The organism is Streptomyces sp. CA-106110 (assembly GCF_050936285.1).
Classification (GTDB): domain Bacteria; phylum Actinomycetota; class Actinomycetes; order Streptomycetales; family Streptomycetaceae; genus Streptomyces.
Genome location: NZ_JBNJNB010000001.1, coordinates 2,218,403 through 2,237,848, shown reverse-complemented (window position 1 = coordinate 2,237,848; position 19,446 = coordinate 2,218,403). Strand labels below are relative to the sequence as shown.

The 19,446-nt window shown below is 71.9% G+C and carries 18 protein-coding genes and 2 pseudogenes; 13 read left to right on the top strand and 7 right to left on the bottom strand.

The annotated features are described in order from the left end of the window. Window positions 1–268 precede the first annotated feature (268 nt). The 3 genes from ACQEXA_RS10380 to ACQEXA_RS10370 all read left to right on the top strand — a co-directional run bounded on the left by ACQEXA_RS10380 (window position 269) and on the right by ACQEXA_RS10370 (window position 3,933). Window positions 269–2,023, top strand: coding sequence for a phosphatidylglycerol lysyltransferase domain-containing protein (locus ACQEXA_RS10380; protein WP_432939768.1), 1,755 nt, complete (start codon window positions 269–271; stop codon window positions 2,021–2,023). 129 nt (window positions 2,024–2,152) lie between these two features. Next, complete coding sequence (locus ACQEXA_RS10375; protein WP_432935147.1) at window positions 2,153–3,169, top strand: permease; 1,017 nt, start codon at window positions 2,153–2,155, stop codon at window positions 3,167–3,169. Next, window positions 3,166–3,933 carry a TIGR03943 family putative permease subunit gene (locus ACQEXA_RS10370; RefSeq protein ID WP_432935148.1) on the top strand — a complete coding sequence of 256 codons (768 nt, stop codon included), beginning with the start codon at window positions 3,166–3,168 and terminating at the stop codon, window positions 3,931–3,933. The genes ACQEXA_RS10375 and ACQEXA_RS10370 overlap by 4 nt, the downstream gene beginning before the upstream one ends. A 28-nt stretch (window positions 3,934–3,961) precedes the next feature. On the opposite strand, the gene ACQEXA_RS10365 is transcribed toward ACQEXA_RS10370, so the two are convergent. Next, on the bottom strand, window positions 3,962–4,543 hold the full coding sequence (locus tag ACQEXA_RS10365; protein WP_432935149.1) for a TetR/AcrR family transcriptional regulator: 582 nt from the start codon (window positions 4,541–4,543) through the stop codon (window positions 3,962–3,964). Window positions 4,544–4,858: 315 nt separating this feature from the next. On the opposite strand from ACQEXA_RS10365, the gene ACQEXA_RS10360 reads away from it, so the two are divergent. Beyond that, a complete protein-coding gene (locus ACQEXA_RS10360; RefSeq protein ID WP_432935150.1) occupies window positions 4,859–6,310 on the top strand; it encodes an MFS transporter in 1,452 nt (483 codons plus the stop codon). Window positions 6,311–6,423: 113 nt separating this feature from the next. On the opposite strand, the gene ACQEXA_RS10355 is transcribed toward ACQEXA_RS10360, so the two are convergent. From ACQEXA_RS10355 to ACQEXA_RS10340, 4 genes and pseudogenes are all read right to left on the bottom strand, one after another. Next, window positions 6,424–7,194, bottom strand: a complete 771-nt coding sequence (locus ACQEXA_RS10355) for an MBL fold metallo-hydrolase (RefSeq protein WP_432935151.1) — start codon at window positions 7,192–7,194, stop codon at window positions 6,424–6,426. A gap of 133 nt (window positions 7,195–7,327) precedes the next feature. Continuing rightward, a pseudogene (locus ACQEXA_RS10350) lies at window positions 7,328–7,861 on the bottom strand (non-homologous end-joining DNA ligase); the annotation flags it as partial. Between the two features lie 99 nt (window positions 7,862–7,960). After that, complete coding sequence (locus ACQEXA_RS10345) at window positions 7,961–8,575, bottom strand: DNA polymerase ligase N-terminal domain-containing protein (protein ID WP_432935152.1); 615 nt, start codon at window positions 8,573–8,575, stop codon at window positions 7,961–7,963. Between the two features lie 132 nt (window positions 8,576–8,707). Further along, window positions 8,708–9,193, bottom strand: coding sequence for a MarR family winged helix-turn-helix transcriptional regulator (locus ACQEXA_RS10340; RefSeq protein WP_432935153.1), 486 nt, complete (start codon window positions 9,191–9,193; stop codon window positions 8,708–8,710). 116 nt (window positions 9,194–9,309) lie between these two features. Between ACQEXA_RS10340 and ACQEXA_RS10335 the strand changes: the two genes are divergently transcribed. The 3 genes from ACQEXA_RS10335 (at window position 9,310) to ACQEXA_RS10325 (ending at window position 11,598) form a co-directional block, all read left to right on the top strand. Beyond that, the gene (locus ACQEXA_RS10335) at window positions 9,310–9,870 is read left to right on the top strand and encodes an NADPH-dependent FMN reductase (RefSeq protein ID WP_360999453.1); all 561 of its coding nucleotides are present in this window, start codon (window positions 9,310–9,312) and stop codon (window positions 9,868–9,870) included. A gap of 162 nt (window positions 9,871–10,032) precedes the next feature. Then, a complete protein-coding gene (locus ACQEXA_RS10330; protein WP_433129501.1) occupies window positions 10,033–11,100 on the top strand; it encodes an LLM class flavin-dependent oxidoreductase in 1,068 nt (355 codons plus the stop codon). Between the two features lie 42 nt (window positions 11,101–11,142). Further along, complete coding sequence (locus tag ACQEXA_RS10325; protein WP_432935155.1) at window positions 11,143–11,598, top strand: RpiB/LacA/LacB family sugar-phosphate isomerase; 456 nt, start codon at window positions 11,143–11,145, stop codon at window positions 11,596–11,598. 84 nt (window positions 11,599–11,682) lie between these two features. On the opposite strand, the gene ACQEXA_RS10320 is transcribed toward ACQEXA_RS10325, so the two are convergent. After that, window positions 11,683–12,450: a CDP-alcohol phosphatidyltransferase family protein gene (locus ACQEXA_RS10320; protein WP_432935156.1), complete on the bottom strand. Its 768-nt coding sequence runs from the start codon at window positions 12,448–12,450 to the stop codon at window positions 11,683–11,685. A 107-nt stretch (window positions 12,451–12,557) separates the two neighbouring features. Here ACQEXA_RS10320 and ACQEXA_RS10315 point away from each other — a divergent pair, with 107 nt between their 5' ends. The 5 genes and pseudogenes from ACQEXA_RS10315 to ACQEXA_RS10295 all read left to right on the top strand — a co-directional run. Continuing rightward, entirely contained in the window at window positions 12,558–13,538 is a 981-nt protein-coding gene (locus ACQEXA_RS10315) for an FAD-dependent oxidoreductase (protein ID WP_432935157.1), read from the top strand. 162 nt (window positions 13,539–13,700) lie between these two features. Further along, window positions 13,701–14,099: a 6-pyruvoyl trahydropterin synthase family protein gene (locus ACQEXA_RS10310; protein WP_432935158.1), complete on the top strand. Its 399-nt coding sequence runs from the start codon at window positions 13,701–13,703 to the stop codon at window positions 14,097–14,099. After that, window positions 14,096–15,310, top strand: coding sequence for a glycosyltransferase family 4 protein (locus ACQEXA_RS10305; protein ID WP_432935159.1), 1,215 nt, complete (start codon window positions 14,096–14,098; stop codon window positions 15,308–15,310). The genes ACQEXA_RS10310 and ACQEXA_RS10305 overlap by 4 nt, the downstream gene beginning before the upstream one ends. Beyond that, window positions 15,307–16,248, top strand: coding sequence for a class I SAM-dependent methyltransferase (locus ACQEXA_RS10300; RefSeq protein ID WP_433129499.1), 942 nt, complete (start codon window positions 15,307–15,309; stop codon window positions 16,246–16,248). The genes ACQEXA_RS10305 and ACQEXA_RS10300 overlap by 4 nt, the downstream gene beginning before the upstream one ends. Before the next feature lie 38 nt (window positions 16,249–16,286). Further along, window positions 16,287–17,384 (top strand): annotated as a pseudogene (locus ACQEXA_RS10295) (lysylphosphatidylglycerol synthase transmembrane domain-containing protein); the annotation flags it as partial. Between the two features lie 362 nt (window positions 17,385–17,746). On the opposite strand, the gene ACQEXA_RS10290 reads toward ACQEXA_RS10295, so the two are convergent. Then, on the bottom strand, window positions 17,747–18,541 hold the full coding sequence (locus ACQEXA_RS10290) for a creatininase family protein (RefSeq protein ID WP_433129497.1): 795 nt from the start codon (window positions 18,539–18,541) through the stop codon (window positions 17,747–17,749). A gap of 120 nt (window positions 18,542–18,661) precedes the next feature. On the opposite strand from ACQEXA_RS10290, the gene ribA reads away from it, so the two are divergent. Then, window positions 18,662–19,351, top strand: coding sequence for a GTP cyclohydrolase II (gene ribA / locus ACQEXA_RS10285; RefSeq protein WP_432935162.1), 690 nt, complete (start codon window positions 18,662–18,664; stop codon window positions 19,349–19,351). Window positions 19,352–19,446 lie beyond the last annotated feature (95 nt).

Sequence of the window (19,446 nt, the reverse complement as noted above, 5' to 3'; positions counted from 1 at the left end):
GGGAACCGGTTCATGTCCCATGCGGTCGTCCTTGCCTGATTCCTACCTTTTGCCGGGCTCCGCTTTACCCCTACGAAACGTAGGGTCGGTGTGTTGGTCCAGGAGGACCGAGGGCAGACTGTCCCGCACTCTTGTGTCAGTTTCCGTCCACGCCGGTCGCTCCGGCTTCTTGTCAAGGTGAGTCATCGCGGTGCCCGCAGAGCAACAATCACTGATCCCCCAGCAGCGCGACCAGCGTGCGCGCGGTACGGCGGGGGAGGGTTCGCCCCTGCTCGCGCGCCTGCGCCCCGGGGCGGCCGCGGCCACGGTCTGGTACCTCAGACTGCAGGCCGTGCTGAACATCGTTGCCGTCCTCTCCCTGCCCTTCCGAGAAGAGGTCCACGAGCACAACGTCGGCGAGTTCTTCACCCCGTACCTGGCCACCGCGGGACTGGTCTCGGCGGCGCTCGCACTGTTCCTCGCGCTGGTGATGCGCCGCCGCAAGCGGGCCGCGTGGATCTTCAACATGCTGCTGGCCGGCCCCCTGTTCGCGCTCTACGTACTCGCCCTGACCCAGGACGACTACCGGCAGCACGCCTTCAACTGGATCTCGGCCCTGCTCACCGGACTGTTTGTGGCCGCCCTGCTGCTCGGCCGCAAGGAGTTCCGCGCCGTGGGCGACCGCTCCAACCCGCGGCTCGCGCTGATCGTCGGTGCGGCGGGCATCCTCGTCAGCGGCGGCCTCGGCGCCCTCCTGGTGGATGCCACCAACAAGGTCTCCGGCGCCTCCCTGACCGACAAGATCGCGTACACGCTGCTGCGTGGGGTCAGCGTCGGCCCGCTGGCCGACCGTATCGACACCGTGGACGCCCCGCGCTGGGTGGACATCGTCATCAACGTCCTGATCGCCGTCTCCTTCCTCCTCGTCCTGTACGCCTGCTTCCGCGCCCCCCGCGGCCGGGAACTCCTCGGCGAGGACGACGAACGGCGACTGCGCGACCTGCTCGCCAGACACGGCGACCGCGACTCCCTCGGCTACTTCGCGCTGCGCCGCGACAAGGCCGTCGTCTGGTCGCCGAGCGGAAAGGCCGCCATCACCTACCGGGTGGTCGGGGGCGTCACGCTGGCCGCCGGCGACCCCATCGGTGACCCCGAGGCCTGGCCCGGCGCCATCGAGGAGTGGCTGGAGGAGGCTCGCCGCCATGCCTGGACGCCCGCCGTGATGGGAGCCAGCGAGGAGGCCGGGACGATCTACGCCCGGCACGGCCTGGACGCCCTCGAACTGGGTGACGAGGCGATCGTTGACGTCGCCGACTTCAGCCTCGAGGGGCGCGCGATGCGGGTCGTGCGACAGGCGCACAACCGGGTCCGCCGCGCGGGGTACACCGTGCGGATCCGGCGCCACGGCGACATCCCCGAGTCCGACATGGCCATCCTGATCGAGAAGGCCGACCGCTGGCGCGACGGCGGCAGCGAGCGAGGCTTCTCCATGGCGCTGGGCCGCCTCGGCGACCCGGCCGACGGCTGCTGCATGATGCTGGAGTGCCGCGACGCCGAAGGTGAGCCCAGGGCCCTGCTCAGCTTTGTGCCCTGGGGTGAGCACGGCCTCTCCCTCGACCTGATGCGGCGCGATCGCGGCTGCGAGAACGGCCTGATGGAATTCATGGTCATCGAGCTGCTGACACGCGCCCGCGACCTCGGCATCGAACGGGTGTCGCTCAACTTCGCCATGTTCCGCGCCGTCTTCGAGCGCGGTGCCCGCCTCGGGGCGGGTCCCGTCCTGCGGCTGTGGCGCTCGGTGCTGACCTTCTTCTCCCGCTGGTGGCAGATAGAGTCCCTCTACCGCGCCAACGCCAAGTACCGGCCGGTGTGGGAACCCCGCTTCCTGCTGTTCGAGAAGAGCAGCGACATCCCGCGCATCGGGATCGCCAGCGCGCGTGCCGAGGGCTTCCTCACAGCGCCGAGCCTGCCGTCCCTCTTCAGGCGGCGGCACGCCCCGGCCGCGCAGGGGCAGTCGCAACTGTCCCGTGGGAAAGGTTGCTGAACGGGTACGGAAAGGGTCATCGAGCGGTAAAGTCCCGGGCCTGCGGTGAGACGCGGCACCCGGGACGACGTACAGGAGGCGAGGGGGTAAGACCCCCGCGCCGCCAGTCGCCCCGGAGGTACCCCGCTCGTGACGATCGTCAAAGCACCGCCGGCGCCGGTCGACCGGCCACGGGGCGACGAGGAGGCTCCGCAGGACCGCCGGTTCACCTCCTCCCACGGCTTGATCCTCCTGCTGCTTCTGCTGGTCGTCGGGCAGGGCCCGATCCGGCGGGCGCTCGGCGCTCCGGTGATGCAGAGCTGGATGACCGTCTTCCTCGCCGTGGTCATCCAGGCGCTGCCCTTCCTCGTCCTCGGTGTGCTGCTCTCGGCGGCCCTCGCGGTGTTCGTCCCGCCGTCGTTCTTCGCCCAGGCCCTGCCGAAACGGCCGGCCCTCGCGGTGCCGGTCGCCGGGGTGGCCGGAGCGGTGCTGCCCGGCTGCGAATGCGCCTCCGTGCCGGTCGCCGGGGCTCTGGTGCGCCGGGGCGTCCCGCCCGCGGCGGCGCTGGCCTTCCTGCTGTCCGCTCCCGCGATCAACCCGATCGTGCTGACCGCCACGGCCGTCGCGTTCCCGCGCGACCCGGAGATGGTTCTGGCCCGGTTCGCGGCCAGCCTGCTCGTGGCGTGCGCGATGGGCTGGCTGTGGCAGCGCCTCGGCCGTACCGACTGGCTGCGGCCGCCGGCCCGCGCCTCGCACGAGGGGCAGAGCAAGGGCGCCGCATTCTGGGACTCCGTACGCCACGACGTGATGCACGCCGGCGGATTCCTGGTCGTCGGAGCCATGGCCGCGGCCACGCTGAAGGCCGTGGCGCCGGCGAGCTGGCTGCGTACGGCGGCGGGCGATCCGGTCGTGGCGCTCCTCGCGCTCTCGGTTCTCGCGGTGCTGCTGTCCATCTGCTCCGAGGCGGACGCCTTCGTGGCGGCGTCGCTGTCGCAGTTCTCGCTCACCGCCCGGCTGGCGTTCCTCGTGGTCGGCCCGATGATCGACCTGAAGCTGTTCGCGATGCAGGCCGGCACCTTCGGACGCGCCTTCGCGCTGCGGTTCGCGCCCGCCACCTTCGTACTGGCGATCCTGGTGTCGGTCGTGGTCGGGGCGGTGCTGCTGTGAACCGTCAAGCACAGGCGGCCGTCCTGTTCCTGCTCGGCGGGGCGATGCTGCACGCCGGAACGACCAGCCTGTATCTGCGCTATGTGAAGGCCGGGCTGCAGCCGCTGCTGCTCGCGGCCGGTGCCGTCCTGATCGTGGCGTCCGCGGCCACCGCCTGGTACGAGCTGCGCCGGGGGCGGGCGGCCCGGCGACAGAAAGGCGCGGGCCGTACGCCCGAGGGGCACGGCGACGGTCACAGCGGCGACGGTCACGGTCACCGCGAGCCCCGTGTCTCCTGGCTCCTCGTGCTGCCCCTGTTCGCCCTCATCCTGGTCGCCCCGCCCGCGCTCGGCTCCTACAGCGCTCTTCGCTCCGGTACGGCGCTCCAGCCGCCGCTGGCCTACCCGGCCCTGCCGTCGGGCGATCCGGCCCCGCTGAGCCTGGTGGACTACGCGGGCCGCGCGGCGTACGGGCACGGGCGTTCGCTGGGGGACCGCAAGGTCGAGGTCACGGGATTCGTCGCCCTCGACCCCGGCGGTACGCCCTACCTCGTCCGCATGGCCCTCAACTGCTGTGCCGCCGACGCCCAGCCGGTCAAGATCGGTCTGTCGGGGAAGCTGCCGCCCGTGCTGCAGCCGGACTCCTGGCTCCAGGTCACCGGCACCTACACCGGCAGGCGGACCAAGGACCCGGTCAACGGTGGGATCATCCCGTTCCTGGACGTCATCCAGGCCAAGCCGGTCCCCGAGCCCAAGGACCCGTACGACGAGAGCTGGAACCAGTAATGGGAGGGCCCGAGGCCTCCGGGCCGGGTCAGTGGGCCGTCGTCCGGACCCCGTCCAGGGCCACGGCCAGCACCCGGTCCCGCTGCGCGTCGTCGAGGAAGTTCGTCGCCGTGATTCCGGCGACCATGCGCAGCAGGTCGTCGAAGCCGATGTCCGTACGGGCCTCGCCCGCCTTCTGTGCCTGCTCGAACAGCGGGCCGCCGGCCTGGTACATGGACTCCCGGCAGGCCAGGAAGACGTCCGACTCGTCGTCCATGGCCTCACGGATCGCCCGCTTGGTCACCGTGTAGTCCACGAAGCGGCGCAGCCACGAGGTGAGCGCCTGCCACGGCTCGAGTCCGGCGACCTCCCGGGCCACCCGGCACAGATCGTTCACCTCGCCCGCGTACACGCTCTCGAACAGATGGCGACGGGTGGGGAAGTTCCGGTAGAGCGTCCCGATGCCGACGCCGGCGCGGCGGGCGATGTCCTCCAGCGAGGCCTCCGCGCCGTGTTCCGCGAAGGCCTCGCGTGCCGCGGCGATCAGGGCGTCGTAGTTCCGGGCGGCGTCCTTCCGGTGCGGTCGCTGGGACGCGACGATCTCGCTGACGGGGAACGGCTGAACCGACACGTGTGCCTCCCTGGCCGGAACGAGCTTGAAGCGGAGGTGTGCCTCCGTTACAGTGGAGGCGTACCTCCACTTTAGCAGTCGAGGTGCGCCCGTCGTGGAGGCGTGCGGCCGCAGGCATCCACGGCAGGCGCGCGACCTCTCGACCCCTTCGATCCGACGACGGGTCCGCGCAGTCCGCGCCGCCACCCGTGCCACCACCCGTTCCGCGACCGCCGCCCATGGCCGTCGGCGTGCTCCGCGCTGCCCGCAGCGCGACCGAGCCCGTACGACCGTGGCCGGACGACCTCGGCCGCACCCTGTTCGGAGAGGCTTTTGATGCCCCGCAAGTCCACCCGCCTCACCTTCGCGGTCCTCGCGACCGGTGCCGGCGTGTTCTCCATGCTGCAGTCGCTGATCGCGCCGGCCCTGCCGACCGTCCAGCATGCGCTGCACACCTCACAGTCCACCGCGACCTGGGTGATGACGGCCTATCTGCTGTCCGCCTCGATCTTCACCCCGATCCTCGGCCGGGTCGGCGACCTCTCCGGAAGGAAGCGCACTCTCGTCGCCGTCCTGCTGACCGTGCTGGCCGGCTGTCTGCTCGCCGCGCTCGCCTCGAACATCGGCGTGCTGATTCTGGCCCGGGTGATCCAGGGTGCCGGCGGCGCGCTGTTCCCCCTCTCCTTCGGCATCATCCGGGACGAGTTCGCCCCGGGCGAGGTGAGCGGGAGCATCAGCAACCTGTCCGCGGTGATCGCCGCCGGCGGTGGCGTCGGCATCGTGGCGGCCGGCCCCATCGTGTCCGCGCTCGACTACCGCTGGCTGTTCTGGATCCCCGTCGCCGTCGTCGCGGCGACCGTACTGATCGCCTTCCGCTTCGTGCCCGAGTCGCCCAACAGGGCCGAGGGACGTGTCAACTGGCTGGGCGCCGTGCTGCTGTCGGCATGGCTGGTGGCCCTGCTGCTGCCGCTGAGCCAGGCGACCCAGTGGGGCTGGGGATCGGCCCGGGTGATCGGCCTGTTCGTCGCCGCGGTGGTGCTCTTCGCGCTGTGGCTGCTGGCCGAGGCACGCTCCAGGACCCCGCTCATCGACCTGCGCGTGATGCGGCTCCCCGCCGTGTGGACGACCAACACCGCCGCCTTGCTGTTCGGCGCGGGAATGTACTCGATCTGGTCCTTCCTGCCGGGCTTCATGCAGACGCCGCGCAGCGCCGGATACGGCTTCGGCGCGTCCGTCACCGTCTCCGGACTGCTCATGCTGCCGATGCTGATCGCCATGTTCTGCTCCGGCGTCCTCAGCGGCCGACTGGAGCCGGTGCTCGGAGTCAAGGCGCTGCTCACCGCCGGTGCCGCTCTCGGCGCGGTCGCCTGCGGCATGCTCACCCTCTGGCACGACCAGCAGTGGCAGGTGGCCCTCGTCTCCGGTGTGTTCGGCCTGGGCATCGGACTGGCCTTCGCCTCGATGGCCCAGCTGATCGTGGGCAGCGTCTCCATCGAGCAGACGGGCGCCGCGACCGGGATGAACGCCAACATCCGGACGATCGGCGGTTCCATCGGTGCCGCGGTCACCAGCGTGCTCGTGACCGGGCGGCTGCAGCCCTCGGGTCTGCCCTACGACTCCGGCTACACGCACGGCTTCGGCCTGCTCGCCCTGCTCTGCCTGGGCGCGGCGCTGGCCGCGCTGCTCGTCCCGGCCCGGCGCGCGGGCCGCGTGACCGGCCTGCCCCGTGCGGCCGAGGCGCCGGCCCACAGCGAGCCGGAAGCCGCCGCCCCGGCGGTGCGCGGCTGACGGCCCGCGACCCCTGCGGGCCGGACGGCGGCGCGGGGCACTCGACGGATCGAACCCGCGGACGGCACACCGACCGCCGCCACGGCCCTCAGGCCGTGGCGGCGGTCGCGGTTTCAGCGGCCGGCGGACCGGACCGGGCCGGCGAGTTCGCGCGCGTGCTCGACCGCGGCGCCGACGGTGGTGCGGAGCACGGGACCGTGGCCGGGGAGAAGGACGTCGGCGTCCAGCTTCTCGAGGAGGGTCAGGGAGTCCAGGGCGCGGTCGCGGTCGCGGTGGAACATCCCGGGCAGCAGCTGCGGCCCGCGCAGGCGGGACGTCGGATGGGCGCTGACCAGCGCGTCTCCCGTGATCAGAACCCCTGAATCGGGCAAGTGGTAGGCGCAGTGCCCGTCGGTGTGGCCGGGGGTGAGCACCGGAACCGGGCGCCCGGGCAGGTCCAGCGGGCCCTCGTCGGGGAACGCCTGCGGCTCGGCGACCGGGACGTGCTCCGTTCCCCCCGCGCGCAGGGCGTGCACGGCCCAGGGGAGGACCCCTGGCCGCCAGCCGTTGGCCAGGACCTTGCCGATCGACACCTGGTGCAGGAACTCCCGCCGGGCGTGGGGCAGTTCGGCCTCATGCATCAGGACGGGGGTCCCGTGCGTGCGGCGCAGGTGCTCCGCCGCGCCCAGGTGGTCGTTGTGCGCGTGCGTGATCAGCACGGCCGTCACGGCAGCGGGGGCGACGCCCACGGAGGCCAGCGACGAGAGGAGGCGCTCCCGGTCCCGGGGATAGCCCGTGTCGACCAGGGTGGCGCTGTCGCCGTCCTTCACGATCACCCAGTTGGTGTTGCTCCCCGGTACGAGATACACGTCGGAGCCGATCTCGACGATGCTGTCGTCGGGCATGGATCACCGGATCTTCCCTCGGGCCCTGAAGGGCGACCGACCCTACCTCTCGGTGCGGACGCCGCTCCGGCGTCGCCGGCCCATCCTCTCGCGACCGTGCGCGGGGCCCGTCGGCACCCCCCGGAAGATCCCCTCACACCGCCACGTGCCGCATGGCGCGTTCGCGTACGACCTCGCTCGCGCTCTTGTCGTCGCGCAGCCCGAGAAACCGCGGGTGGCGCAGCATGCCGTCCTTGGTCCACTCGGTGAACCCGATCTGCGCGACCGGTTCGGGCCGCGTCCAATGGGCGCCCCTCTCACGTACCGGGTCGTCGAACGGCGAGGCCTGGGTGGCCAGTTCGTCGAGCCGGGCGCGGAGGCGGAGCAGGGTGCGGCGGTCGAACCCGGTGCCGACCTTGCCCGCGTAGCGGAGCCGGTCGTCCTCGTAGTAGCCGAGGAGCAGCGCCCCGAACCCGACCCGGCTGCCGGCAGGCTCGGTGAAACCCCCGATGACGAACTCCTGACCCAGGGAGCACTTGAGCTTCAGCCAGTCCGTGGAACGGCGGGACTGGTAGGTGCTGTCCGCCCGTTTGGCGATCAGCCCCTCCCAGCCGCGGCTGCACGCCTCGGCCAGCAGGTCGGCGCCGCCCTCGTTGCGGTGGGTGGTCAGCCGCAGCGGGGCCCGGCGAGCATGGGCCGCGCGGCGAGTTCCGCCCCGGGACGTGCCCAGGCGAGCAGCCGGCGCTGCTCGGCGGTCAGCGTGTCGGTAAGACCGTTCATCGGCCGCTCACCCCGCGCCGGCCTCGGCGGCGACCCGGGCGAGCGTGCGTCCGCTGCACGCCGACCGGGCCCGGCGCGGATCCGGCGTCCCGTGCCGGGCCGAGTGGGCGTGGCCCGCCTTGACCAGGAGCCAGGCCTCGCCCTCGCCGTTCCCCTTTCCGCTGCGGAAGCGGGTGAGGGCGTACTCGCCGCGCAGCTTCGTCCCATGCAGCCGGAACGTGGCGTGCCCGCGCTCCAGTGCCTCCTCGAAGGGGACGGGCCGCCCACGGCGGTCGTGGCTCAGCGGCCGGTATGTCCCGCGGTCCCACACGATGACGGTGCCGCCTCCGTACTCTCCCTCCGGGATGACGCCCTCGAAGTCCGCGTACTCCAGCGGGTGGTCCTCCGTGGGCATCGCGAGCCGCTTGTCCCCGGGATCGGCGGAGGGTCCCTTGGGGACGGCCCAGGACCTGAGGACGTCGCCGACCTGGAGCCGGAAGTCGAAGTGCAGGGTACTCGCGTCGTGGATCTGCACCACGAAACGGGGTTCCTCGTCCCGAGACGCCGTGTCGCCCCGGGGTTCGCGGGTCCGGTCGAAGTCCCGTTTGCCGCGATACTCCCGCAGCCGATCGCTGCCGCCCACGGCAGGCTCCCTTCCCGCCGACCGCCCGAGGCGGTTCACGCCGTCTTCCGGGGCCCGAGTACCCCTTCGGCCGTCATGACCACCTGAACGGTGCGGCGCCGTGCGGGCGGGAGCCGGCGTGCGGCACGCGGGTCATGCGTCCCGGTCGGCGGCCGGTGCCGGCCCGGTGGCGATGTGCTGCAGCGCGGTGGTGAGTTGGGTCAGGTCGTAGGGGCCGAGGTGGTCCATGATGTGCCGGCGCACGCTGGCCAGGTGGGTCGGCCAGGCCTCCCGCAGACGCTCGAGTCCGGAGTCGGTCAGGACGGCGTTCCAGCCGCGCCCGTCCTCGTCGCATTTGACGCGCTGGACGAAGCCCTGCTTCTCGAGGCGGTTCACGACCCGGGTCATCCCGCTGAGCGAGAGGTTGCAGATGGCGGCCAGTTCGCTCATGCGCAGGTGCGCGCCTGGGGCTTCGGACAGATACATCAGCGCTGTGTACTCGGACAACGTGATCCGGGCATCGCGGACCATGTCGGCGTCGACGACCCGCGGCACCGCCAGCATCACCCGGCCCAGTGCGCGCAGGAATCCTTCCTCGCTCGAGGTGAGGGGCGGCAGGGGGCGTTCCTTGGACGGCATGCTGCCGATTGTATCTGCTTGACAAGTCAAGGACCCGATGCATCTACTTGGCCCTGCAAGTTTTTACTTGACGAGGCAAGCACATGTTCGGATTCGGAAAACGCAGAGGTAAGACCATGACCAAGATCGGCATCATCCTGGGAAGCACGCGTCCGGGCCGCAACGGCGAGGCCGTCGCCCGCTGGGTCCACGAGATCGCGGACCGGCGCAGCGACGCCGAGTTCGAGCTCGTGGACCTGGCGGACTACAAGCTGCCGCTGCTCGACGAGGCCTACCCGCCGTCGATGGGCCAGTACACCCAGCCGCACACCCAGGCCTGGGCGGACAAGATCGCCTCCCTCGACGGCTTCGTGATCGTCACGCCCGAGTACAACCGCTCGGTGCCCGGAGCCCTCAAGAACGCCCTCGACTTCCTCTACGCCGAGTGGAACAACAAGGCGGTCGGCTTCGTCAGCTACGGCGGCAACGGCGGCACCCGCGCCGTGGAGCACCTGCGCGGTGTCGCAGGCGAGCTCCAGATGGCGGACGTCCGGTCCCAGGTCGCCCTCTCTCTCTTCGCCGACTTCGAGAACTTCAGCGTCTTCAAGCCGCTCGACGTCCAGCACGACACCCTCGTCACCACGCTCGACCAGGTCATCGCCTGGAGCAAGGCGCTGGCCCCGCTGCGCGCGAACTGACCGCAGCGCCCCGAGCGGTCTCCCGAGACCGGTCCTGTGCCGGTTGGACGCGCGAGCTCCCGCAGCCGATCCCAGCGGCTGCGGGAGCTCGCGGTGCCGGGCGGCCGGGGACGAGACGGCCCGCCGCCGGCGGGCCGGGCACCACCGGAACCGGAGCCTTTCATGACGAACCCTCCCGCTGACCACACGGGTGACGAGCAGGCGGTCACGCTCGGACTCGACACCTTCGGCGATGTGACCGACGACGACAGCGGCCGTCCGCTGTCGCACGGTCAGACGATCCGCAACCTGGTCGAGGAGGGCGTCCTCGCCGACGAGGTCGGACTCGACCACTTCGCTATCGGAGAGCACCACACCGACTGGATGCCGCTGTCGGCGGCCGACGTGGTCCTGGGCGCCATCGCCGCCCGCACCTCGCGCATCCGCCTCGGCTCGGGTGTCACCGTCATCAGCTCGGACGACCCCGTCCGGGTCTACCAGCGCTACGCCACCCTGGACGCCGTCGCCCACGGCCGCGCCGAGGTGATCCTCGGGCGGGGTTCGAGCACCGAGTCCTTCCCGCTCTTCGGCTACGAACTGCGCGACTACGACCGCCTCTTCGAGGAGAAGGTCGCCCTGTTCGCCGAACTCCTCAAGGAGAAGCCCGTCCGCTGGTCCGGCACCACCCGGCCGCGCCTGGACGGCCTCTCCGTCTACCCGCACACCGAATCGGGCACGATCCCGACCTGGATCGGCGTCGGCGGCAGCCCCGACTCGGTCATCCGCACGGCTCGGTACGGCTTCTCGCTGATGCTCGCGATCATCGGCGGCCCGACGGCACGGTTCGCCCCGTTCTCCGGTCTCTTCCGCCAGGCACTCGAGGAGTTCGGGCAGCCCGAGCGGCCGGTGGGCGTGCACTCACCGGGCCATGTGGCCGCCACGGACGAGCAGGCGGTCGAGGAGTTCTGGCCGTATTACGAGAGCACGATCCGCAAGGTCGCCGCGCAGCGGGGTTTCCGCGCGCCGACCTTCGAGCAGTTCCTGCACGACGTCGGCCCCGGTGGCGCGCTGTACGTCGGCTCGCCCGAGACTGTGGCGCGGAAGATCGTCACCACGCTGCGGACCCTGGGGGCGACCCGCTTCGACCTGAAGTACGGCATGAACGGGCTGCCGCACCGGGCGCTCATGGAGTGCATCGAGCTCTTCGGCACGAAGGTGGCGCCTCAGGTGCGCGACATGATGGCCTCCTGAGGGGCCGGAGCCCCCGCGGTCAGGGCGGGTAGGCTCCGGAGCATGCGGATCTCCGTCTCCTCGGACATGGACGAGCCCGTCGCCCGCAGCCTCGTAGCCCAACTGCGCGGCCGCGGCCACGAGGTGGTGACACACGGCGCGCTGCACTCCGGGGACGACCCCCAGTGGGCGGTGTGCTCCCAGGCCGCCGCCCGCGAGGTCGCCGACGGCAGGTCCGACCAGGCCGTCGTGTGCTGCTGGACCGGGACGGGCGCTTCGATCGCCGCCAACAAGGTGCCCGGTGTACGGGCGGCGCTGTGCACGGACGCGTACACGGCGGACGGCGCACGCCGCTGGAACGACGCCAACGTACTGGCGCTCAGTCTGCGGCTGACGTCCGAGCCGCTGCTGACGGAGATCCTCGACGCCTGGTTCGCCGCCGAGGCCAGCGAGGACCCCGAGGACCGGGAGAACGTGGCCCATGTCGGACGTCTGGATCTCGGCAGGGCGGTCCCGTAGGTTCCGCGGTCCGGGCCGGAGGCCTGGTCCTCGGCAGGACGGTTCCGGCGCCGGCGCCGGACGTCCCCTCCGCCGAACTCCGGGTCAGTGGCCCGCCACCAGCTCCAGCACCTCCTTCCGGGCCGGCGTCGCCGCCGCGCGGACGCGGACGGTCCACAGCCACAGCACGTCCCGGCCGAACGACCACACCAGGGAGGCCAGCGCGACCGCGACGATCCCCGCGGTCACCGGGTACGGCAGCCAGTTCGAGGCGGCCGCCAGCAGGGCGATTCCCTGCACCGCGGCGACCGTCTTGCGCGCCATGCTCGGGGGCAGCTCGCCGTTCAGCCACGGCAGCACCTTGGCCGCCGCCACGAAGACGTAGCGCATCGAGCCGATCAGCAGCACCCAGGGCCCCAGTGTCATCGACACGTACACGCTCAGCACCAGGATCAGGAAGGCGTCGACCTCCATGTCGAAGCGTGCGCCGAGCGCGGTCGAGGTGCCGGTGCGGCGGGCCACCTTGCCGTCCACGCCGTCCAGGATCAGCGCCACCCCCGTCAGTCCCACGAAGACCGTCACCGGCGGTGAGCTCTCGAAGGAGTCCGCGACCAGCGCGGTGACGCCGCCCACCAGGATCGCCCGGCCCAGCGTCACCCGGTTGGCGGCACCGAAGGAGCGAAGCCGCGAGCGGAGCACGGCGCGGGTGAGGACGGCCCAGGTGGCGAGGGCGAAGGCCAGGCCCGTCAGCCAGCCGGCCGGGCCCATGCCGATGGCCGTGCCCAACAAGGCCAACAGCAGTACCTGCACGCCCGCTCCCACGGTCGTCTCCTGCTGCAAGAGCCTTGCGTCGTATGTGTGGTTCAGGGCCACCGCTCACCCTCCGGCCGAGTGACAGATTCGATCTTCGCGCGTACCTTGTGCGCGACTTCTCATAGCTGCGTACGTGGTGAGACGCCGGATCGTTCAGGGAGACGCACATGAACCTCACAGCCCGCGCCTTCTGGCTGCGTTCGCCGGGTCACGGGGAGCTGCGCGACGTGGAGCTCCCGAAGCCCGGCGACGGCGAGGTCCTCGTGCGCGCGCTGTACTCCGGTGTCAGCCGCGGCACCGAGACCCTCGTCTTCCGCGGCGGCGTACCCGAGAGCCAGCACGCCGCGATGCGCGCGCCCTTCCAGGAAGGCGACTTCCCGGCGCCCGTGAAGTACGGCTACCTGAGCGTCGGGCAAGTGGAACAGGGCCCCGGCGAACTGGTCGGCAGGACCGTCTTCTGCCTGTATCCGCACCAGAACCGGTACGTGGTCCCGACCTCGGCCGTCACCGTCGTACCCGACACCGTGCCCGCTGCACGCGCCATCCTCGCCGGCACCGTCGAGACCGCGGTCAACGCCCTGTGGGACGCGGGGCCGCTCGTCGGCGACCGGATCGCGGTCGTCGGCGGCGGCATGGTCGGATGCTCCGTCGCCGCCCTGCTGGCCCGTCATCCCGGGGTCAGGGTCCAGCTGGTCGACGCCGATCCGGAGCGAGCCGAGACCGCCCGCGCGCTCGGCGTCGACTTCGCCCTGCCGCAGGACGCCCTCGGCGAGTGCGACCTCGTCGTCCACGCCAGCGCGAGCGAAGCGGGGCTCGTACGCGCCCTGGAACTGCTCGCCCCCGAAGGCACGGTCGTCGAGCTCAGCTGGTACGGCGACCGGCGCGTCACCCTGCCGCTCGGTGAGGCCTTCCACTCGCGCCGTCTCACCGTCCGCAGCAGCCAGGTCGGCACCGTCTCGCCGCGCGCCCGTGCCGGACGCACCTACGCCGACCGGCTCGCCCTCGCCCTCGAACTGCTCTCCGAGCCCGCGTTCGACGCGCTGATCACCGGCGAGTCCGCCTTCGAAGACCTCCCCGACGTGCTGCCACGCCTCGCACGTGGTGAGCTCAAGGGGTTGTGCCACCGAGTTCAGTACACCGACGACTGATCCCGTTGTCCGAATCGCCCCGACTCCGAGGAAACGCGCAAGGAATTCGCACGGAACCTCGAAACAAGGAGAACGGGCAGCTGAACAACGCGCAGGGGCCGGCCGTACTACATGGCATGCCCCGGCAGGGGATCAGACGCACCGCACCTGGAGGGTCGTCCGTTGTTCAGCATCACCGTCCGCGATCACCTGATGATCGCCCACAGCTTCCGCGGCGAGGTCTTCGGCCCGGCGCAGCGCCTGCACGGTGCGACGTTCCTCGTGGACGCCACCTTCCGGCGCGCCGAGCTGGACGACGACAACATCGTCGTCGACATCGGACTGGCCACGCAGGAGCTCGGCGCCGTGGTGAGCGAGCTCAACTACCGCAACCTCGACGACGAGCCGGACTTCGCGAACATCAACACCTCCACGGAGTACCTGGCGAAGGTGATCGCCGACCGCCTCGCCGAGCGCATCCACAAGGGCGCGCTGGGGGAGAGCGCCCGTGGCATCGAGTGCATCGCCGTCACGCTCCACGAATCGCACATCGCCTGGGCGAGTTACGAGCGTGGCCTGTGACCGACACGACCATCGGCCACGCGGCCCCGGACACGGCCGGCCAGGCGTCCCAGCCCCGGCTGCACTACGTTCCGGTGCAGAGCGCGGCCTTGAGGAACGCCCACATCATTCCCATGTCCCTGCGCACCGTGCACTTCGTCATGCCGGGCGGCGTCGACGACCCGGCCACCCCCAGCGGCGGCAACGCCTACGACCGCCGTATCTGCCTCGACCTGCCCGGCTTCGGCTGGCAGGTCCACCAGCACGCCGTCGAGGGCTCCTGGCCCCGGCCCGGTGCCGTGGGCCGGGCGGAACTCGCCCGGACGCTGCGCGAACTGCCCGACGGCACGGTCGTCATGCTCGACGGCCTGGTCGCCTGCGGTGTCCCCGAGATCGTGGTGCCGGAGGCCGAACGCCTGTGCCTCGCCGTCCTGGTGCACCTGCCGCTCGGCGACGAGACGGGCCTCGCCCCGCAGACCGCGGCGGACCTCGACGCCAAGGAGCGGGCCACCCTCCGGGCCGTACCCGCCGTCGTCGCCACCAGTGACTGGGCCGTGCGCCGGCTCGTCTCGCACCACGGGCTCGCCCCCGAGCGCGTCCATGTCGCCGCCCCCGGTGCCGACATCGCGCCCCTCGCCCCCGGCACCGACGGAGTCTCACGGCTGCTGTGCGTCGCCGCGGTCACCCCGCGCAAGGGCCAGCACCGGCTGGTCGAGGCCCTCGCCGCCGTCCGGGACCTGCCGTGGACCTGCGCCTGCGTCGGCGGGCTCGGCCACGATCCCGAGTACGTCGCCCGTCTGCGCGCGCTCATCGACGGACACGGACTCGGCGACCGGCTGCACCTCGTCGGGCCCCGGTCCGGGGCCGAACTGGACGCCAGTTACGCCACTGCCGACCTCATGGTCCTCACCTCGTACGCCGAGACGTACGGCATGGCCGTCACCGAGGCACTCGCCCGCGGCATCCCCGTCCTCGCCACCGACGTCGGCGGCCTGCCGGAGGCGCTGGGACGCGCACCCGACGGTGGGGTGCCCGGCATCCTCGTACCGCCGGAGGACCCCGCCGCGCTCGCCGTGGAACTGCGCGGCTGGTTCGGCGAGACGGACGTACGGCGCCGGCTCAAGGCCGCGGCCCGCGGCCGTCGCGCCGCGCTGAACGGCTGGGCCACCACGGCCCGCAGCCTGGCGGGCGTCCTGGCGCGGCTGCGCCACGAGCCCTGGAGGGCGGCATGAGCATGAGTACGACTCCGACGGGGCCCGACTCCGGTACGGCGTCCTCGGACGCCGCCGGCCACGGGGTCCTCTCCGCCATACCGGCGCCCGGCGCCGGTGAGTCCGAGGTCCCGCGGTACGCCCCGCAGTGGCTCCAGTTGCGTGAGCCCGCCGACGCCGCGGCACGGGCGCACGACCTGCTGGACCCGCTGCGGATACGGCTGGCCAACCGGCCCGGACGCACCAGGGACCTGGTCGTGCACGACCTGGGGTGCGGCACGGGTTCCATGGGCCGCTGGCTCGCCCCGCTCCTGGACGGCGCACAGCACTGGGTTCTGCACGACCGCGACCCGTACCTGCTGCACTTCGCCACGGTGGGGGCGCCCCGGGCGGGCGCCGACGGCAGCCGGGTGACGGTCACCACCCAGCGCGGCGACATCGACCGGCTCACCCCCGACGCCCTGACGGGGGCCTCGCTGGTGACCGCCTCCGCGCTGCTCGACGTCCTCACCGCGGACGAGATGGACACGCTCGCCGCCGCCGTCGTGGGCGCGGGCTGCCCGGCACTGCTGACGCTGTCCGTCGTCGGCCGCGTGAAACTCACTCCCGCCCATCCCATGGACGAGGAGATCGGCGACGCGTTCAACGCGCACCAGCGCCGGGGCGGACTCCTCGGGCCCGACGCGGTGGTCGCCGCCCGCGAGACCTTCGACCGTCTGGGGGCGGACGTACGGGCGCATCCGAGCCCCTGGCGGCTCGGTCCGGAACAGGCGGAACTGACCGAGGAGTGGCTGCGTGGCTGGGTAGGCGCCGCCGTGGAGCAGCGCCCGGAGCTGGCGGCCCGTGCGGCGGCGTATCTGCGCGACCGGTCGGCCGCCTGCGCGGCGGACGAGCTGCGCGTGACGGTGCACCACAGCGACGTACTTGTACTGCCGCAGCCGACGGGAGGGGCAGAATGACGGCTCGGACGGCCTCCGTGGTGGAGGCGGGGGAGGCGATGCGCAGGGCCGAGGGCAGCACGGTGCCGGCCGCGCAGACTATCCCGCCGCAGACCGCGCGTGGGACGACGAGGAGCGCGGTCGCCGTTCCGGCACCGCGGACGGCCGCGCCCGCCGGGGCGGACACCGGTCCGGCCGGGACCGAGGCGCCGCGCGCCCGCCGTCCCGTGCTGCGCGCCCTGCGCACGCACCTCGGCACGATCGCCGGGGCTGTCATCCTCGGGGTGCTGCTGTGGCGGCTCGGCACCGGGGTGTTCCTGGACGGGCTGCGGCGGATCGATGCCCCCACCCTGCTGGCCGGGCTCGCGATCGGTGTGCTGACCACCGTGTTCAGCGCCTGGCGCTGGTGCCGGGTGGCCCGTGCGCTGGGCATCCGGTTGCCGCTCGGTCCCGCCGTCGCCGACTACTACCGAGCGCTGTTCCTCAACGCGGCGCTCCCCGGCGGCGTGCTCGGTGATGTGCACCGTGCGGTGCGGCACGGGCAGAGTGCGGGCGACATCGGCCGTGGCGTCCGCGCCGTGGTCCTGGAACGCACGGCGGGGCAGGTGGCCCTCATCGCCGTCGGCGTGCCGGTCCTGCTCACGCTGCCCTCACCGGTGCTGGTCGAGGCTCGCCATCTCGCCGCCCTGCTGGCGCTCGCCGCACTCGGCGCGGTCGCCATCGTGGCGGCCGTGCGGATGGGCCGGGCACCCCGCCCGTCGCGCCGGCGCCGCTCGTTCGCCGCCCTGCTGGCCGAGGCGCGAAGTGCCCTGCTCGCCAGGGGCAGTTGGCCGGCCGTGCTGGTGTCGTCCGTCGTCGTGCTGGCCGGGCACCTGCTGATGTTCCTGGTGGCCGCTCGGGTCGCCGGATCGCAGGCATCTCCCCTCATGCTGCTGCCGCTGGCGCTGCTCGCGCTCATCGCCATGGGCCTGCCGTTGAACGTCGGCGGCTGGGGTCCCCGGGAGGGCGTCACCGCCTGGGCCTTCGGCGCCGCCGGCCTCGGCGCGGACAGCGGCCTGAGCGTCGCGGTGGTGTACGGCGTCCTCAGCTTCGTCGCGAGTCTGCCCGGGCTCCTGGTCCTCCTCGCCCGGTGGTCGACAGCACTGAGGACCCGGCGGACGGACGCGGAGACGGCCGGGAGCGCTCAGGACGCTGCGATCGCCGGCACGGAAACCCCTGAGTACGGCGGCGAAGCCCGCACCGCGGACGCGGAGACGGCCGGGAGTGCGCAGGACGCCGCGATCGCCGGCACGGAAACTCCTGAGGACGGCGGCGAAGCCCGCACTGCCGGTGCGGAGAGGGCGCCGGGGGAGGCGGAATCGGCTCCGGCGAACGCGGGCGAAGTCACCGCCGCGGCGCCGGCGCGGCCCCATGGACCGGGCGGCCCGGAGCGTACCCCCCACGCGCTCCGTGCCGCCTCGCCGCACTGTCCCTACCCGCGCTCACCTCCCGCAGCGCGGCCTGCAGACCTGACGCTGCGTCACAAGCGGTGCGGAGCCTCGGGATCGGATGTCTTCGGTGCGCCGCCAGCGGATGCGTCCGAGGCGACCAGGGAGAAATACGTCTCGAAAGAGTCGGCGAGCGTCGCGAGCAACTGCTTCCCCTTCTCCGCGGAAGCGAGTGAAGGACGCCCGATGACACCGGACTCCGTATAGGCCGACATACCGAGGGTGAGGAGATGCCTGCGGTCGTCGGCGATGAAATCCGTGGACTCGTAACCGGGCCTGACCAATTCGGGATGGCAGTGCAGCAGAATGGAGGTCTCGATTTCCCCGGCATGCATGTCGCTGAGCAGCGAGGTGCGCACACCGGCCCGCTCCCGGGCCGCCTCCCAGTCCTCCGGGGCCGGGAAAAGCGCCATACGGACACCGCTGTCCGCGGATTCCTGGACGACATTGCCGAGGACGTAATTCCCGCCGTGACCGTTGACCACCACCAGGGCCTCGACGCCCGAGCGACGGAGCGACTGCGCGATGTCCCGTACCACCGCATGAAGGGTGACGGAGGAGATGCTCACGGTTCCCGGCCAGGCCGCGTGCTCGTGCGAGCAGGAGATCGTCACCGGAGGAAGGAGGTGAACGGGATACGCTGCGGCGATCTCGCGGGCGATCGCGCAGGCGACCAGTGTGTCGGTCGCCAGCGGAAGGCAGGGGCCGTGCTGTTCGTAACTCCCCACGGGCAGAACGGCGACCTGACGGTACGGACCCGCCGCCCTGGTCCGTACGTCCTGGGACGTGTCCGACGGCAGCACACCCGAGGTGTGCGCGGACGACATCGCGGAGGCAACCGCGTCACCTGTCGGCGGCGTCCCAGCAGTATCCGCAGTTCCCGAACCGCTCATCTTTTCACGGCCTTTCGTCTCGTACCGCCTGCGCTTACCAGATAGGAACAGATCATGACAGACGTTGACGGCGTGCTCGGCGGGAATGCCCACCTCTCGGGAGTTCCCCGAGTCGTGAATGCCCCCTCTTTCGGGGTCACCCGAGTCGTGAACGCGCCCCTGCCTACCAAGTACGGTGATTTCCAGGCCTACGGTTACCTGGACCGCGACCGTGGTGAGGAGCAAGTGGCGCTGGTCTACGGCGACATCGAGGAAGAGGGAATGCTCACCCGGCTCCACTCGGAGTGCCTGACTGGGGACGCCTTCGGGTCCACGCACTGCGAGTGCGGGCCTCAACTCTCCACCGCGCTGCGGGAGATCGTGGCCGAGGGCCGCGGCATACTCGTCTACCTCCGCGGCCACGAGGGACGCGGCATCGGCCTGCTGGCCAAGCTGCGCGCGATGAAGCTCCAGTCCGAGGGTCTGGACACCGTCGAGGCCAACCTCGCCCTCGGTCTGCCGGTGGACGCGCGGGACTACCGGGTCGCGGCGGAGATACTGCACGACCTCGGCGTACGGTCCGTACGGCTGCTCTCCAACAACCCGCGCAAGCGGGAGGCGCTGCTGCGGCACGGCATCAAGGTCGACGAGCAGGTGTCGCTGCTGATACCGCCCTGCGAGAACAACATCACGTATCTGCGCACCAAGCGGGAACGGCTCGACCACTACCTGCCGCACCTGGACGCGGTGGTCCACTCCTCGTGATCGGGGCGCCGCCCTGTTCCTGCGCGTGAGGGCGCAGTCCGTGAGCGGGTGCGCGGCAGCCGAGACGGCGTCGGCCCGACGCCGGCCGCCGCGCC